The organism is Proteus sp. HMSC14B05, from assembly GCF_001808035.1.
Taxonomy (GTDB): domain Bacteria; phylum Pseudomonadota; class Gammaproteobacteria; order Enterobacterales; family Enterobacteriaceae; genus Proteus; species Proteus mirabilis.
The window spans coordinates 130221-147476 of record NZ_KV792000.1 but is presented as its reverse complement, the minus strand read 5'-3'; the positions used below and the strand labels follow the sequence as shown (position 1 = coordinate 147476).

The 17256-nt window shown below is 39.1% G+C and carries 14 protein-coding genes; 2 read left to right on the top strand and 12 right to left on the bottom strand.

Annotated elements, in window-relative coordinates:
• Positions 1-199: 199 nt before the first annotated feature.
• The 5 genes from ispH to ribF form a co-directional block, all read right to left on the bottom strand.
• Entirely contained in the window at positions 200-1153 is a 954-nt protein-coding gene (gene ispH, locus HMPREF3129_RS14730) for a 4-hydroxy-3-methylbut-2-enyl diphosphate reductase (RefSeq protein ID WP_004245204.1), read from the bottom strand.
• Positions 1134-1604, bottom strand: a complete 471-nt coding sequence (gene fkpB, locus HMPREF3129_RS14725; RefSeq protein ID WP_036919730.1) for an FKBP-type peptidyl-prolyl cis-trans isomerase — start codon at positions 1602-1604, stop codon at positions 1134-1136. Before fkpB ends, ispH begins: the two co-directional genes overlap by 20 nt.
• A 70-nt stretch (positions 1605-1674) precedes the next feature.
• Positions 1675-2190 carry a signal peptidase II gene (gene lspA, locus HMPREF3129_RS14720; protein WP_026164640.1) on the bottom strand — a complete coding sequence of 172 codons (516 nt, stop codon included), beginning with the start codon at positions 2188-2190 and terminating at the stop codon, positions 1675-1677.
• Between the two features lie 3 nt (positions 2191-2193).
• On the bottom strand, positions 2194-5004 hold the full coding sequence (ileS, locus tag HMPREF3129_RS14715) for an isoleucine--tRNA ligase (RefSeq protein ID WP_004248968.1): 2811 nt from the start codon (positions 5002-5004) through the stop codon (positions 2194-2196).
• Between the two features lie 29 nt (positions 5005-5033).
• Positions 5034-5975 carry a bifunctional riboflavin kinase/FAD synthetase gene (gene ribF / locus HMPREF3129_RS14710; protein ID WP_004245208.1) on the bottom strand — a complete coding sequence of 314 codons (942 nt, stop codon included), beginning with the start codon at positions 5973-5975 and terminating at the stop codon, positions 5034-5036.
• Between the two features lie 430 nt (positions 5976-6405).
• Between ribF and rpsT the strand changes: the two genes are divergently transcribed.
• Positions 6406-6666: a 30S ribosomal protein S20 gene (gene rpsT, locus HMPREF3129_RS14705; RefSeq protein ID WP_004248964.1), complete on the top strand. Its 261-nt coding sequence runs from the start codon at positions 6406-6408 to the stop codon at positions 6664-6666.
• 74 nt (positions 6667-6740) lie between these two features.
• Here rpsT and nhaR read toward each other — a convergent pair whose 3' ends face one another.
• The 7 genes from nhaR to tal all read right to left on the bottom strand — a co-directional run bounded on the left by nhaR (position 6741) and on the right by tal (position 16121).
• Complete coding sequence (gene nhaR, locus HMPREF3129_RS14700) at positions 6741-7658, bottom strand: transcriptional activator NhaR (protein WP_004245210.1); 918 nt, start codon at positions 7656-7658, stop codon at positions 6741-6743.
• 188 nt (positions 7659-7846) lie between these two features.
• Positions 7847-9025: a Na+/H+ antiporter NhaA gene (gene nhaA, locus HMPREF3129_RS14695; RefSeq protein WP_004245211.1), complete on the bottom strand. Its 1179-nt coding sequence runs from the start codon at positions 9023-9025 to the stop codon at positions 7847-7849.
• A gap of 542 nt (positions 9026-9567) precedes the next feature.
• A complete protein-coding gene (gene dnaJ / locus HMPREF3129_RS14690) occupies positions 9568-10704 on the bottom strand; it encodes a molecular chaperone DnaJ (protein ID WP_004245212.1) in 1137 nt (378 codons plus the stop codon).
• 106 nt (positions 10705-10810) lie between these two features.
• A complete protein-coding gene (gene dnaK, locus HMPREF3129_RS14685) occupies positions 10811-12736 on the bottom strand; it encodes a molecular chaperone DnaK (RefSeq protein WP_036919727.1) in 1926 nt (641 codons plus the stop codon).
• A gap of 514 nt (positions 12737-13250) precedes the next feature.
• Entirely contained in the window at positions 13251-13838 is a 588-nt protein-coding gene (mog, locus tag HMPREF3129_RS14680; protein ID WP_004245215.1) for a molybdopterin adenylyltransferase, read from the bottom strand.
• Between the two features lie 161 nt (positions 13839-13999).
• Positions 14000-14983, bottom strand: a complete 984-nt coding sequence (locus tag HMPREF3129_RS14675) for an SEL1-like repeat protein (protein WP_004245216.1) — start codon at positions 14981-14983, stop codon at positions 14000-14002.
• 184 nt (positions 14984-15167) lie between these two features.
• Positions 15168-16121 (bottom strand): transaldolase, encoded by a 954-nt coding sequence (gene tal, locus HMPREF3129_RS14670; protein ID WP_004248961.1) that lies wholly within the window; start codon positions 16119-16121, stop codon positions 15168-15170.
• A gap of 302 nt (positions 16122-16423) precedes the next feature.
• Between tal and yaaA the strand changes: the two genes are divergently transcribed.
• A complete protein-coding gene (gene yaaA / locus HMPREF3129_RS14665; protein ID WP_004248959.1) occupies positions 16424-17209 on the top strand; it encodes a peroxide stress protein YaaA in 786 nt (261 codons plus the stop codon).
• The last annotated feature ends 47 nt before the right edge of the window (positions 17210-17256 follow it).

The window sequence follows — 17256 nt, the reverse complement described above, 5'->3', positions numbered from 1 at the left end:
TTTACAGATTAACGATGTCATTCGTTTGATGCCAGCATTTAACGACGATAATAAGAAAAACGAACAAAAGGATAGAGATCATCAGCAAAAGCGATGAACCGCATGATTATTCATTAAATTTTACGATTTATAAAAAAGGAGATAAAAAAAGCAGAGCCTTGGCTCTGCTTGGTAAATTAAATGTTTATAGCTATTGTTATTATTCGACTACTTTATAGTCAAGACGTAACTCTTTTGGCACTTCAAAAACAATGTTTTCTTCTCTGCCAGATAGCTCAATCACTTCTTCTGCACCAAAGGCCTTTAATCGTGCTAAGACTTGTTGAACTAAAATATCTGGTGCTGATGCTCCTGCTGTCACCCCAACAATATTGGCATGGCTTACCCATATTTCATCAATATCTTCAGCACTATCGATTAAATAAGAGGGTTTGCCTGCACGTTGTGCAAGCTCTGCTAATCGATTTGAGTTAGATGAGTTTTTAGAGCCAACAACAAACACGACATCGGCACGCTCTGCAAGCTCTCGAGCAGCTTCTTGACGATTGGTTGTCGCATAGCAGATATCATCTTTACGAGGCCCGATGATTTTAGGGAATCGCTTATTTAAGGCATCAATCACTTCGGAAGTATCATCGACGGATAATGTAGTTTGTGTCATAAAGCAAAGATTATCTTCATCTTTCACTTTTAGTTTCCATACATCATCTGGAGATTCAACCAAATACATTCCCCCTTCTGGGTTACTGTATTGCCCCATCGTCCCTTCAACTTCTGGGTGTCCGGCATGGCCAATTAAAATGGCCTCTTTACCTTTACGGCTCGCCCTTGCGACTTCCATATGTACTTTGGTCACTAAAGGACAAGTGGCATCAAAAAGCATCGTTAAATTACGAGAGCGTGCCTCTTGGCGAATAGCTTGAGAAACACCGTGTGCTGAGAAGATCAAAATAGCGTTATCCGGCACTTCGGAGATTTCTTCAATAAAAATAGCACCACGTTCGCGTAAATCATTGACTACATAGCGATTATGAACCACTTCGTGGCGTACATAAATTGGCGCGCCATAGATTTCTAATGCACGTTCAACAATGCTGATAGCTCGGTCAACACCCGCACAAAAGCCTCGTGGGTTAGCCAGCAATATTTGCATTTGTTGTTTCCTCCTGTGGATCAATACTGACGACTTCAATATCAAATGTGACATCTTGTAACGCTAATGGATGATTAAAATCGACAGTAACAGAATCTTCCGTCACTTCCTGCACAATGCCTGGCATTTCATTACCATTCATTGCCGTAAACAGCATAATGGTACCTGTTTCAGGAATACCGGATTGCGCAAAATCAGAAGGCATAAAGTATTGAATAAGATCAGGATTATATTTACCAAAAATATGCTCCCCCGCAAGCGTGAAGGTTTTCTTTTCCCCTTCTTTAAGTCCTACCAACTCTGCTTCTAAAGCAGGCGATAAGCTTTCATCACCAAGATGAAATAACGCCGGTTTTCCATGTGCTTGTGTAGATTCAGCAACAGAGCCGTCTGCCAATTTTAAGGTGAAATTCAGCAATACTGCACTATTATTGAGGATCTGCATACTCATACTAATACCTTCTATTAAGCGTAACCCCCGCCATTAGGCAGGGGTTATTTTAGTTAACTGATCTGTCAGATTACTTCTGCTTGTTGGCTTCTTGTGGGCTGGCATTCTTATCAGGGAAAAAGCTCTCAATGATAATTAAACCTGCACCAAGACAAATAGACACATCAGCAATATTAAAAGTAGGCCAATGCCAATCACCGACATAAAAGTCCAGAAAATCGATGACAAATCCATGGATCAGACGATCAGAAAGATTACCCAATGCTCCGCCTATAATAAGCGCATAAGCAATATTACTTAGCTTGGCACTCGCTTTATTTTTATACATCATCACCACTAAGACAATGCAGATTGCCAGTGCGATTAATGCAAAAAACCAACGTTGCCATCCGCCTTTATCGGCTAAAAAGCTAAAAGCTGCGCCATAGTTATGAGCATAAGTGAAGTTGAAAAAAGGCATGACAGCCACAGATTCATACAGACGGAATGTCTGCATGAAATACTGTTTTGTACCTAAGTCCAACACCACTACAGCAATAGCCAACCAGAGCCAGCGTAAACCTGTAGAGCAAAGTGTTTTCTTCATCAATTAAGCAAACTTACGTTCTTCACCGTTACCGGCTACGTTAGTAACACAGCGACCACATAAATCAGCGTGTTCCGCCACTTGACCAATGTCAGTTGCATAGTGCCAGCAACGTGGACATTTTTCACCTTGCGCTTTACTCAAGACAATTTTCAGCCCCGCCATATCAGATGCTAACGCGTTTTCTGGCGCATCATGAATATCAGCAACGGTCGCTTGAGAGGTAAGTAAAACAAAACGCAATTCGTTTCCTAATGCATTCAGTTTTTCCGCTAAGGCTTTATCCGCATACAGTGTTACTGCCGCTTCTAAAGAGCCACGTAGTTGCTTATCGGTACGAGCTTGCTCTAACACCTTATTGACTTCACTACGAACGGCTAATAATTCCGCCCAGTACTCATCATTTAAGGTTTCAGATGCCTCTAAACCAAATAAATCTGTGTACCATTCTTGAGTGAAAACAAATTTCGCACGCTCACCCGGTAACTGTGCCCAAATCTCATCCGCAGTGAACGACATAATTGGTGCCATCCAACGTACTAATGCTTCGATAATATGGTATAGCGCAGTTTGACAACTACGGCGAGCAACACTGTCGCTTTTCGCAGTGTATTGTCTGTCTTTAATGATATCTAGATAGAAAGATCCCATTTCTACTGAGCAGAACTGCATAAGACGCTGAATAACATTATGGAAATCGTAGTTTTCATAGTGTTTGAGGATATCTTCCTGTGCCGCTTTCGCACGACCGACCGCCCAACGATCAAGTATTACCATCTCTTCAGGTTTAACTTGATGTTTAGCTGGATCAAAGCCATTTAAGTTCGCTAAGAAGAAACGCGCTGTATTACGAATACGACGATAAGTATCAGCAGAACGTTTTAAGATCTCATCGGAAACCGCAATTTCCCCCGTATAATCGGTGGAGGCAACCCATAAACGTAAAATATCCGCACCCAGTTTGTTCATTACATCTTGAGGGCTAACAGTATTACCAATGGATTTCGACATTTTACGGCCTTGTCCATCTACGGTGAAACCGTGTGTTAATACTTCACGATAAGGCGCTTTGCCTTTAATTGCCGTTGAAATCATAAGAGAAGACATAAACCAACCACGATGTTGGTCTGAACCTTCTAAATAGAGATCAGCAGAATTGCCATGGAATTCAGGACGAGCATCAACTACGGTTGAGTGCGTTGATCCTGAATCAAACCAAACATCAAGTGTGTCAGGTGTTTTCATGTAGTCATCAGCTTCATCACCCAGCAGTTCGCGGATATCTAAGTCCCACCAAGCTTGAATACCACTCACTTCTACACGCTTAGCGACTTCTTCCATTAACTCTAGAGTACGAGGATGAGGCTCTTGTGTTTCTTTATGCACAAACAGCGACATTGGTGTTCCCCAAGTACGCTGACGAGAAATACACCAGTCAGGACGGTTTTCCACCATTGACTCAATACGAGCTTGGCCCCAATCAGGGATCCATTTAACACCTTTGATCTCTTTTAAGGATTGTTGACGTAATCCATTTTTATCCATACCGATAAACCATTGTGGAGTGGCACGGAAGATAACTGGTGTTTTATGTCGCCAACAGCAAGGATAACTATGTTGCATTGCTTCATGATGTAATAGAGCACCTTTTTCTTTTAGTAACTCAACAATCACATCATTAGCTTTAAAAACAAACACACCATCTAAGGTCGGATACGTATTAGGAAGATAACAACCATTAGGTCCAACCGGATTAGCCACTTCTAAACCATATTTTTGACCAATAACAAAGTCATCAGGACCATGACCCGGTGCGGTATGAACAGCCCCCGTACCGGCATCTAATGTAACGTGATCGCCTAAAATGGCTGGCACATCAAAGCCCATAAATGGGTGATTGAAGCGCAATAATTCTAAATCACTACCTTTACATTCACCTAAAACAGCCCAGTCTGTGACACCGATACGTTTCATAACGTGTTCAACTAAGTCTGCCGCTAAAATGACGCACTCATCATCAAATGAAACTAATGCGTAATTAAATTCGCCATTTAATGCAATTGCACGGTTAGCAGGTAATGTCCATGGTGTGGTAGTCCAAATAACTAAAGAAATAGGTTTATCAGTGACGACACCAAATTTAGCCGCTACAGCGTTTGAATCAACCGCACGGAAACGCACATCGATAGAAGGAGAGGTTTTATCGTAATATTCCACTTCCGCTTCAGCTAGCGATGAACCACAAGCCGTACACCAGTGAACAGGTTTTGCCCCTTTTAATAGGTGACCATTAGCGATAATACGCGCTAATGCACGAATAGTATTGGCTTCCGTTTTGTAGTCCATAGTGAGATAAGGTTTGTCCCAATCTCCTAGCACACCTAAACGAATAAAATCTTTTTTCTGCGCCTCTATTTGCTCATAAGCATATTTACGGCACTCCTCGCGGAATTGAGCTGCAGAGACTTTTTCTCCTGGTTTACCTACAATTTGTTCAACTTTTAATTCAATAGGTAATCCGTGACAATCCCATCCTGGAATGTACGGAGAATCAAAGCCTGACAGCCCTTTGGATTTAATAATAATATCTTTGAGAATTTTGTTTACTGAGTGACCAATATGAATATTGCCGTTGGCATAAGGAGGGCCATCATGCAAAATAAATGTTTTCTTACCACTTTTAGCTTGACGAATAGCTTGATACAAACCTTCTTTGTACCAACGTGATAACATTTCTGGTTCGCGCTTTGCTAAATCCCCGCGCATAGGGAACCCTGTTTCTGGTAAGTTCAGGGTATTTTTATAGTCACTCATTCGATTCTCAGTTCCAAGTTTCCGCTAGTTTATGACTCCGACCGCTGCAATAAAAAATCCCTAGCAGCAGCCACATCATTTGCGATTTGCTGTTTCAACGCATCCAATGATGCAAATCGCTGTTCATTACGTAATTTCTTTCGTAACACAACATCAATACGACGTCCATATAAATCCATATTAACGTCGATTAAATGAACTTCTAATTGTACACCCTTACCTTTTACGGTAGGACGACTGCCAATATTAGCCACCCCCGCTAAAGGCGATTGATGGTCGGCTAAATAAACATCAACCGCATAAACACCAGCAACAGGTGCCACTAAGCGTTTCATGGGAATATTGGCGGTTGGAAAACCAATAGTTCTGCCTAATTGATTACCATGTACCACGCGTCCACAAACGCTATAAGGGTGTCCAAGCAATGATTCAGCTAATGCTAAATCGTCATTGAATAAGGCTTCTCGTACCGCCGTACTGCTAATACGTAATCCTTTGTCACAATAACTTTCGGTATTTGCCACCTCAAATCCGTATCGAGCACCGGCTTGTTGTAAAAAATGAAAATCACCTGCTCTATTTTTACCAAAACGAAAATCATCGCCAATGGCTAAAAACTTCACACCTAATTTATCAACTAAGAGTGATGAAACAAACTCTTCCGGTGTTTGTGCCGCAAATTGCTTATCAAATTTGACACATAACAGGTAATCAATACCACACTCTGCCAAATATTTTATCTTATCGCGTAGGCGCGTTAGACGAGCAGGTGCTTTCTCTGGCAAAAAAAACTCCAGAGGTTGAGGTTCAAATGTCATCACAACAGTAGGTAGGCCACGACGTGATGCTTCTTGCTTCAAGTGTTTTAATAATGCCTGATGACCGCGATGGACACCATCAAAATTGCCAATTGTTAGAACACAACCATGATGTTGTGCTCGAATATTCTGTATACCGCGAATTAGCTCCATAACTGGCTCAATACCGTGGAAATAATTGGATTATACCTTGTCAAAGGCTCGAGAGTAACCCAATATATCAATGTTTATTGGTGAGTAATATCTTGCTTTGTCAATTCACTATGATTGTTAAATTAACATGCTCACTGCTAACAAAAAATAAACGATTACTCACTTGTTGGTTATAAAATCGCACAAAATCAACCGTAGATCCGCTTAGAATCTATTATTTATTACTCATATACACGATTTTGATGATTTTTTCACTCAAAAGACTGTATTCTACCCGTCTTAACTGATAAAATCTTGCGCCATCACAACGAAACCAGTGTCGCGTACAACGACGCTAATTTTGTATAAATCCATTGACAAACTTAGGTTGAAAAGGCATATTCCTTCACCTTTGTATTGTCCTCGCTAGAATATATTTGGGAGTTGGAACTTGGCTAATATCAAATCAGCTAAGAAACGTGCGGTTCAGTCTGAAAAGCGTCGTCAGCACAACGCAAGCCGTCGTTCAATGATGCGTACTTACATCAAAAAAGTATACGCAGCAGTTGCTTCTGGTGATAAAGAAGCAGCACAAAAAGCATTTAATGACATGCAACCAATTGTTGACCGTCAGGCAACTAAAGGCTTAATTCATAAGAATAAAGCAGCACGTCATAAAGCTAATCTGCAAGCACAAATCAAAGCAATGTAATTATTGTTTTTTGTGTTTAAAAAACCGGCTTAGGCCGGTTTTTTTACATTCTGTCTATGCAAACTCTACGTATTTCATTCGTTATTGGCTTTCTTTTCACCACTAAACAAAGCTGAAAAATCGGTATTACATACACGTTGTACTGCCGGATGCTGGATCATTCGTTCAGCAAAAATAACGTAATACTCTTCTTTTACCGAGTCTAATGTGCCTATTTCCTCAATATTACTTTGGACAAATGTCTCATTGGTATAAATAGAAGGTGCAACAAAGATAGCATTATGATTTAAACCAAATGCTTTCATTAATGCGGCATCATCAAATTCACCTAAAATTTCTACTTGAAGATTTTTATTGCGTATCCAAGTTAACAAATGACGACCTAACATAGAGCGTCGACCAGGGATAAGCAATTTTCTATCTTCTAAACATTCTGGGAATGGCTTTTCTGGTATTGGCTGACTACAGAAAAAACTGACACTACACTCACCCAATTTAACAGAGAACAGCCCCTCTTGTTGTGAGGAATCTACGGGACAATCAGATAAAATCATATCTAACTTATGCTGACTTAATTGCTCTAACAACAATTCGTGAGTCGATTCAAAACAGCGTAAATGTATTTGTTCATGATCAATAACCGCCGTTTCTAATACACGACTAACAAGTTGTTTGGATAGCGCATCGGCAACCCCAACATCAAATAACAGGTTAGATTCTCGACTATAGTTGACAATATCTAGCATCTCTTGGCTCAGCATAAACATTTTATCGGCATAGCGAAAAATAAGCTGACCTAATTCAGAGGGAACTAATCCGCGCCCTTGACGCTTGAATAATTTCCCCCCTAATCTTTCTTCTAATGCTTTAATTTGCCCTGTAATTGTCTGAGGTGTCAGATACAGCGCTTCCGCAGCCCCTACAACAGAGCCTTCTTTACACACATGCCAAAAATAATAAAGATGATTAAAATTGAGATGTGACACACGCATAGTGATTTTCCTTTCAACTTCTGTGATCTCATCACACAGACTTCGTTAACAACGCATTAGCGATTGGTGTTCCTTTCTCCAATCCTCATAAAAACACCTACGGCACAATACAAGGTATTGCGCCGTAGGTTTATGTTTATAGCTCGGTTTTTATTGTGTTTAGAAAACGAGTTCCCTACTCAATTTCGCTATTTTTGCTTCTGCTTCAACTTCGGTAAAACAGAGTTAAGCAATAAATATCCCACAACAGCAGCCATGGTGGAGCCAACTAAAATACCCAGTTTAGAGTATGTATTATAGGCTTCTATGGCACCTTCAAACGCAAGACCTGCGATAAAGATAGACATAGTAAAACCGATACCACATAAAACAGAAACGGCAAATATTTGCTTAAGATTAATCGCATCTGGCAATTTTGCAATCCCTAGTTTTACCGAAACCCAACTAAAGAGAAAAATCCCAATCGGCTTACCTAAGAAAAGCCCTAACGCAATACCAACGGGTAAGGTCGATAACATGCCATCAAGGGTAACGCCATTTAAAGAAACCCCCGCATTACTAAATGCAAATAGCGGTAATATTAAATAGGCAACCCACGGGTGTAAAACATGCTCTAACTCTTCCGACGGTGAAGCCCCCTCTTTATCTCTTAATGGGATCAAGAATCCAACAATCACTCCCGCTATTGTGGCATGTATACCTGATTTCAAAATACACACCCACAAAATAAAGCCTAGGACTAAGTAAACTGCTGTATTACTCACTTTACGCCAATTAAGAATAAACAACATGATGGTGATTAGCGCTGCCAATAATAACGGGACTAATGCCACACTCTTAGAGTAAAAGAGAGCAATAATCACAATGACACCAAGATCATCAATAATGGCTAGCGCTAATAAAAAGACTTTCAATTCCACAGGAACGCGACGCCCTAGTAACGCCATTACACCTAGAGCAAAAGCAATATCTGTTGCTGCCGGAATAGCCCATCCTTGTTGACCAATCGCATCGCCATGATTAAAAAATAGATAAATCAAAGCAGGTGCTAACATTCCTCCTACTGCAGCAATTGCAGGAAAAATAGCGCGATCACGTTGCGCTAAGGAACCTTCTTTTAGCTCCCGTTTGACTTCTAATCCTACCACTAAGAAAAAGATGGCCATGAGTGCATCGTTAACCCATAAGATCAACGGTTTATCTAGCTCTAATGCCCCAAATTTAATCATTATTGGGATAGATAAAAACTCATTATACAAAGCACTAAGAGGTGTATTCGCCATTATTAATGCGATAATAGCAGCAACAATCAGAAGAATACCGCCTGATGCCTCTAATCTTAAAAATTGTCTAATAATTGCTGTCATATTGTTAACCTAAAAATGTCTATTTGTGTTAATAATATGCTAATTATGAATTCGTAAAAAACAGATTATTTAGCAAAAATAATTCGGCTTTTTCGATCTCAATCGCTTATATCAAGAGTAAAGAAGGGATTATGTAAAAAATAATCAATAAGTAATATCACGAAAGATAAAAAACAAAAATAAAAAAAATAAAATACAACCTATTGATACAATTATTTTTTATGATAAACATAAGTAATAATTCACATTTAAAACAAGAATTGATAGAAAATAGGTAAATATTCTATTTTTTATCCATATTATTGTGACTATAGTGTGCTTTTTATTAAGAATAGTTGATAATTCATTCACAAGAATAATAAGAGGTGAAGATAATATTGTTCAACCTTTTTTGTTACCAGAGGATACCTAATGAAATAAGAGGGGAATGACTATTGAAGATAACAGAGGATAAGTTTCTAGGTATTTTTATGAAATTAATAAGAAAAAGCCTGATAGGCAATACATTATCAGGCTTTTTGGGAATGAAGATAACGCAAAAATTATTTGGTTAAATCATCAAAGAATTTCTTTACTCCATCTAAGAAACTCTTAGAGCGCGGTGTATTTTTTTCACCACCTTTACCACCAAATGATTCACCTAGCTGTTCCATAAGCTGCTTTTGTTTTTCATTCAGTTTCACTGGCGTTTCAACAACAACACGACACATTAAATCACCGACACCATGGCTACGTACAGATTTAACACCTTTGCCTTTCATGCGGAACATTTTGCCAGTTTGTGTTTCTGCTGGAATTTTTAGTTTCACACGACCATCCAGAGTTGGCACCTCAATTTCTCCCCCTAATGCTGCAACCGCAAAGTTAATAGGTACTTCGCAATAGAGGTTATTACCATCTCGTTCAAATATATGGTGCTGACGAACATGAACCTGTACATACAGATCGCCCGCCGGTGCGCCTTGCTCACCCGCTTCACCTTCACCACTTAAACGAATACGATCACCGGTATCCACTCCCGCCGGGATTTTAACTGATAAGGTTTTATAACGTTCAACACGGCCATCACCATGACATTTAGAGCAAGGCTCTTTAATTACTTTACCGCGACCATGACAGGTAGGGCATGGTTGTTGAACGGTGAAGAAACCTTGACGTAAATGAACCTGACCTGCCCCATGACATGTTGAGCAAGTTTCCGCTGATGTGCCTTCTTTTGCCCCACTACCGTGGCATTTATCACAGGTTTCTAAGGTTGGAATGCGGATCTCTTTGGTAATACCACGAACAGCTTCTTCTAGCGTTAAGTCCATGTTGTATTGCAAATCTGAGCCGCGTGCAGCACGTTGTTGACGACGACCACCACCAAAAATATCGCCAAATACATCACCAAAGATATCGCTAAAGTCAGCGCCACCAAAGCCGCCACCGCCTTGACCACCAAAACCACCTTGTTCAAAGGCAGCATGACCATATTGATCATAGGCCGCACGTTTTTGTGGATCGCTAAGAACTTCGTAAGCTTCTTTAATTTCTTTAAATTTAGATTCCGAATCTTTATCACCTTGATTACGATCTGGGTGATATTTCATCGCTAAACGCTTATAAGCACGTTTGATCTCTTTTTCATCGGCTGTTTTACTTAACCCGAGTACTTCGTAAAAATCTCTTTTCGCCATTCTGGATTACCCTTGACATAAGCACACGGGCGTAGAGTTGCCTCGACGCCCGTGTTTCGGTATCAGTAACTGTTCATCATTGAGTTACCGCGGCCCGTTAAGGGCATTATTTTTTATCTTTGCCGTCTACTTCTTCAAACTCTGCATCGACAACATCGTCATCTTTCTTCGCACCTGCATCAGTTGCATCGGCAGTATTACCTGCACCCGCTTGAGCTTGTTGTTGTGCAATTTCTAACAGAGGTTTTGAAGCTTCAACTAACGCTTGCAGTTTTGCTTCAATAGCAGCTTTATCTTCACCTTTAGAAGCAATTTCTAATTCGCTTAACGCTTTTTCGATAGCTTCTTTATCGTTAGCCGCTAATTTGTCACCCGCTTCTTCAATTTGTTTACGTGTACCGTGAACTAATTGATCTGCTTGGTTACGTGTTTGCACTAACTCTTCAAATTTACGGTCTGCTTCTGCATTAGCTTCTGCATCACGTACCATTTTTTGGATTTCTTCTTCATTTAAACCTGAAGAAGCTTTAATGGTGATGTTTTGTTCACGACCACTGTTTTTATCTTTTGCAGATACATGCAAGATACCATCAGCATCGATATCAAAAGTCACTTCAATTTGTGGCATACCACGTGGTGCAGGTTGAATACCATCTAAGTTAAATTGACCCAGTGATTTGTTATCACTCGCACGTTTACGCTCACCTTGTAATACGTGAATAGTTACAGCTGATTGATTATCTTCAGCGGTAGAGAATACTTGGCTATGTTTAGTTGGGATAGTGGTATTCTTCGCAATCAGCGAAGTCATCACGCCACCCATAGTTTCAATACCTAAAGACAGTGGAGTCACGTCAAGTAACAGAACATCTTTAACATCACCAGCTAATACACCACCTTGAACAGCAGCACCCATAGCAACAGCTTCATCTGGGTTAACGTCTTTACGTGGTTCTTTACCGAAGAACTCAGCCACAGTTTTTTGTACCATAGGCATACGAGTTTGACCACCAACCAGAATAACGTCGTTTACTTCACTAACTTTCAAGCCCGCATCTTCTAATGCAACTTTTACTGGATCCATTGAACGTTTTACTAAGTCTTCAACTAAAGATTCCAGTTTTGCACGAGTCACTTTGATATTTAAGTGTTTAGGCCCTGTCGCATCAGCAGTAACATAAGGTAAGTTCACATCTGTTTGTTGAGCTGAAGATAATTCAATTTTTGCTTTTTCTGCAGCTTCTTTCAGACGTTGCATTGCCAATGGATCATTACGCAGGTCAATACCTTGTTCTTTCTTAAACTCATCAACTAAGTAGTTAATTAAACGGCTATCGAAGTCTTCACCACCTAAGTGAGTATCACCATTGGTTGACAGAACTTCATAGGTTTTTTCGCCATCAACTTCATCAATTTCGATGATAGAGATATCGAATGTACCACCACCTAAGTCATAAACAGCGATAGTGCGGTTACCCACTTCACGATCTAAACCATAAGCCAATGCCGCAGCTGTTGGTTCGTTAATAATACGTTTAACATCTAAGCCCGCGATACGACCCGCATCTTTAGTTGCTTGACGTTGCGCATCATTAAAGTAAGCAGGAACTGTAATAACAGCTTCTGTAACTGGTTCACCTAAGTAATCTTCCGCTGTTTTTTTCATTTTTTTCAATACTTCAGCAGAAACTTGTGGTGGAGCCATTTTTTCGTTACGTGCTTCAACCCATGCATCACCATTATCAGCTTTAATAATTTTGTAAGGCATGATAGAAACATCACGTTGTACTTCCGCGTCTTCGAAACGACGACCGATTAAACGTTTGATGGCAAATAATGTATTTTGTGGGTTAGTCACAGCCTGACGTTTTGCTGGTTGACCAACTAGAATTTCACCATCTTGTGCATATGCAACAATTGAAGGAGTGGTACGATCGCCTTCACCGTTTTCAATAACCCGGGCATTCTTACCGTCCATTACAGAAACACAAGAGTTAGTTGTACCCAGGTCAATACCAATAATTTTACCCATTTAAACGCCTCCAAAGAGAATTCTTTATCAATTTGATTACCAATCTATATGAGGATGAATATTCATTTTTCAAGTCAAAAAATTAATGGACTCAATATCATCACAAAGCGGATAAACATCAACGCAACTCAATAGTGGTAATTGCAGTTGAAAAATAGATGGGGTCATAAATACATTCATCAAGGGGAAAAATAAAAAAAAATAGTAAAAAGATAAAAAAAAGATCTAGTAAAATAACAATATAAAAAATAAATATTACATATCAATAGGTTATGACAAATATTATCTTTAACCCATTATGATGATGTAAAACAACAACGATAATCCATTAATATAAAAAATAACTAATTGAAATATAACAGTTTCAATCAATTATTACACAAAGCGGGTTATCTCAATGATCAATAAATCATCACTCATAGGTAAAAATAGCAGGTTGTTCTTATTTAATCTTATTAGGTTGCAAAACGTACTCACATTCAATATTAATAACAAAAACAACCGATGCAATGTATTAAGCAGATGTAGAACGGCGTGCTGATTTAGGTCTAAAGGCAACCACAATTTCTTCGTTAGTTTCGATATAAGGGCCATCCAATAATTGAATACAATAAGGAACACTGGCAAAAATACCACTGACAATCACCTGTCCCTCACTGTCTTTTAATCCCTCTAATGTCTCTGCGATTGCTTTAGGCTGTCCCGGTAAATTTAAAATTAAGGCTTGATTACGAATAACTCCCACTTGACGAGATAAAATCGCCGTAGGAACAAATTTCAAACTGATTTGGCGCATTTGCTCACCGAAGCCTGGCATCTCTCTATCAGCAATCGCCAATGTTGCATCAGGCGTAACATCACGACGAGCAGGCCCTGTGCCTCCCGTTGTTAAAACCAAGTGACATCCTGCTTCATCAACCAGTTCACATAATGTTTGTTCAATCATCAGTTGCTCATCGGGGATCAAACGTGATTCGATATGAAAAGGGGTTGTGATTGCTTTTTTTAGCCAAGCTTCTAAAGCGGGCAGGCCTTTATCTTCATAAACACCACTGGATGCACGATCAGAAACAGAAACCAGTCCTATACGTAATTCATTCATATCAACCTCAAATTAATCAATAACTGCCAATTAGCGTGCTGATATTAACACGAGAACACGGGTGAATTAAAAACAATCTCAGTAAAAGCTATTATGTTATTTTAGCTATAAAAAAACGGGAGTTTTATACTCCCGTTTTTTATCACATTAATGATTTAATCTTAGTCATCAAGATATTTAGCAATATAAGAAGCAGCTAAAAGTTTAGCTTCTGCTAATTGAGCAGCATTGAGGGCACGGGCGGTTCGTTTTAGCATAGCCTCATCACCTTCACCATTTTCTACAGCAACAGCAAACCATGCATAGGCTTCTTTCAAGTTACGTTTAACTCCTTTGCCATAATAATAGTTTATTGCAAGGTTATTTTGTGCCAAGCCATTACCTTGTAGCGCAGCTTTTTTATACCATTCATTCGCTTTACGTTGATCTTTTGCTACACCATCACCTTCGTCATACATCACACCAAGGTTATTTTGTGCATCTCGATTACCTTGATTTGCCGCTTTGGTATACCAGAATACCGCTTTGCTACCATCACGCTCGACCCCTTCGCCTTCATCGTAAGAGACAGCTAAGTTGTATTGTGCATCAGCATGACCTTGCTCTGCGGCTTTAGTGTACCAAGTCACCGCTTTTTCATGATCTTGTTCGATACCGATACCTTCATCATATGAAATCGCTAAATTATACTGCGCATCGCTATCACCTTGTTCACCGGCTTTTGTATACCAATACACTGCTTTTTCATGATCTTGCTCTACACCATCCCCTTCATCAAAAGAGACGGCCAAATTGTATTGTGCTAAAGAGAGTCCCTGAACAGCCGCTTTGTTATACCAATAAACCGCTTTTTCAGCATCACGCTCAATATCATCATTCATATCATACATTAACGCTAAATTTAATTGCGCTTCTGCATGACCTTGTTCAGCCGCTTTTGTGTACCACTCCAATGCTTTTTGTGTATTTTGTTCTACACCTTCGCCACCTTCATATTTAACACCAAGTTGATACTGAGAAGCGGCATTCCCTTCTTCCGCACTTTTTTCAATCGCAGGTAAAGAGAAGGCTGTTTTATCTTCTGACATAGCAACACTACTAAAAAAGAGCGATGCCAGTACTGTTGCCAAAACCATCTTTTTCATAATTCACCAATAATAAATAGGATGTTTTTAATAATTAATTTTTATAATTATTACCGGATAAATTATTTATTCAAATCAATTTAATCTTAAAATTATTTTAAATATTATTTTGCAATAAAAAAAAAGACAACACCCCCCTATTTAAAGTGGGTGTTGTCAGTTTTTATAAGAATTAAACGCCAGATTATAATAAATCTGCAATCATTTTTTCTAATTTTTCCTGATCAACCGCAAATTTACGAATACCATCAGATAATTTATCAACAGCCATTGGATCAGCATTATGTTGCCAATAAAATTCAGCTTCAGTGATTGGCGCAGGACGTGATTTAACTTCACCATTAAAGGATAGTTTATGCTCTACTTCACCTTGTGCTTCTGATAACTCTTTTAATAACGCAGGAGAAATAGTTAGGCGATCACAACCTGCTAATTCTAAAATTTCACCAATATTACGGAAGCTAGCTCCCATAACGACGGTGTTATAACCATGCTCTTTATAGTAGTTATAAATTTCAGTTACAGAAATAACACCTGGATCTTCTGCTGGTGCAAACTCTTTTTTATCTGTATTGGCTTTATACCAATCCATAATACGGCCAACGAATGGAGAGATCAGGTATACACCAGCTTCTGCACATGCACGAGCTTGAGCAAAAGAGAACAGTAAAGTTAGGTTACAGTTGATACCTTCTTTTTCTAATTGCTCAGCTGCACGAATACCCTGCCATGTAGAAGCAAGTTTAATCAGGATACGATCGTTACTAATACCCGCTTCGTTATACAGTTTAATTAAACGACGCGCTTTGACGATACAGGCTTCGGTATCATAAGAAAGACGTGCGTCAACTTCTGTTGAAATACGACCTGGGATCAGTTTTAAGATTTCTAAACCGATATTGACAGCAAGTTTATCACACGCATCAACGATTTGTTGCTCGCGAGAATCGCTTTGTGAACGCGCCCATTCAATCGCTTCATCGATTAATTTACGATATTCAGGAATTTGGGCTGCATTTAAAATTAAAGAAGGGTTGGTAGTTGCGTCTTGAGGTTGATACAGTTTCATTGCTGCAATGTCACCTGTATCAGCTACAACTGTAGTCAGTTTACGCAAAGAAGTTAATTTGTTGGTCATTTTGTTTATCTCATCTACTAGGTAAATCTGTTTGCAGTCACCTGCGGATATCTATTGATAATAACATGGACTGCTCACACTACAAGATGCTTAGATTCATCGAAAGCAATTATTTGAATGCCAAACGATTTCGCAAAACAAAAGTAGCAAAAAACAGAATAACAACTCAGGCTGAATCGTTTAATATGTCTATTTTATGGCACATTGGTGAAAGTATTGTTTTTTCCTATTATTATGATTTAACTTATCTACCAAACAATTTGCTATAGTAGAACTAAATCAAAATAACTATTGAGGGAATTATGCTAATTACTATTTCACCAGCTAAAACACTGGATTTCGAATCGCCTTTAGCAACAACGCAGTTCACCCAGCCTGAATTGCTAAAATATTCCCAACAACTTATTACAGAATGTCGAAAACTGTCGTCCAGTGATATCGCAAGCTTAATGAAAATTAGTGATAAATTGGCAGGACTAAATGCGGCTCGCTTTGGTGAATGGCAACCTGACTTTACACCCGATAATGCGCGACAAGCCATTTTAGCGTTCAAAGGTGATGTTTATACCGGAATGCAAGCCGCTGAACTTTTCACAGATGACGACTTTCAATTTGCACAACAGCATTTACGTATCCTTTCCGGTTTATATGGCGTATTGCGCCCACTCGATTTAATGCAACCTTACCGCTTAGAGATGGGCATAAAACTGAACAATAAAAAAGGCAGTGATCTATACCAGTTTTGGGGTAACATAATTACTGAAAAGTTAAATAACGCCCTTGAAGCTCAAGGGGATAATATCTTGGTTAATTTAGCCTCTGATGAATATTTTAAATCAGTCAACCCAAAAAAACTCAATGCGGAAATTATTAAACCTGTTTTTCTTGATGAGAAAAATGGCAAATATAAAGTGATTAGTTTTTATGCTAAAAAAGCAAGAGGTTTAATGAGCCGTTTTATTATTCAAGAAAGATTAAGTGATAAGGCACAACTTAAAGAATTTAATCTAGAGGGTTATCAATTTAATGCCGCCGAGTCTGAAGGCAATACCCTTGTCTTTAAACGTGCAGAACATTTAGCAAAATAAGCCTCATTTTTTGCTATCAAATGATAGTAATTCATAAAAATAGCCCT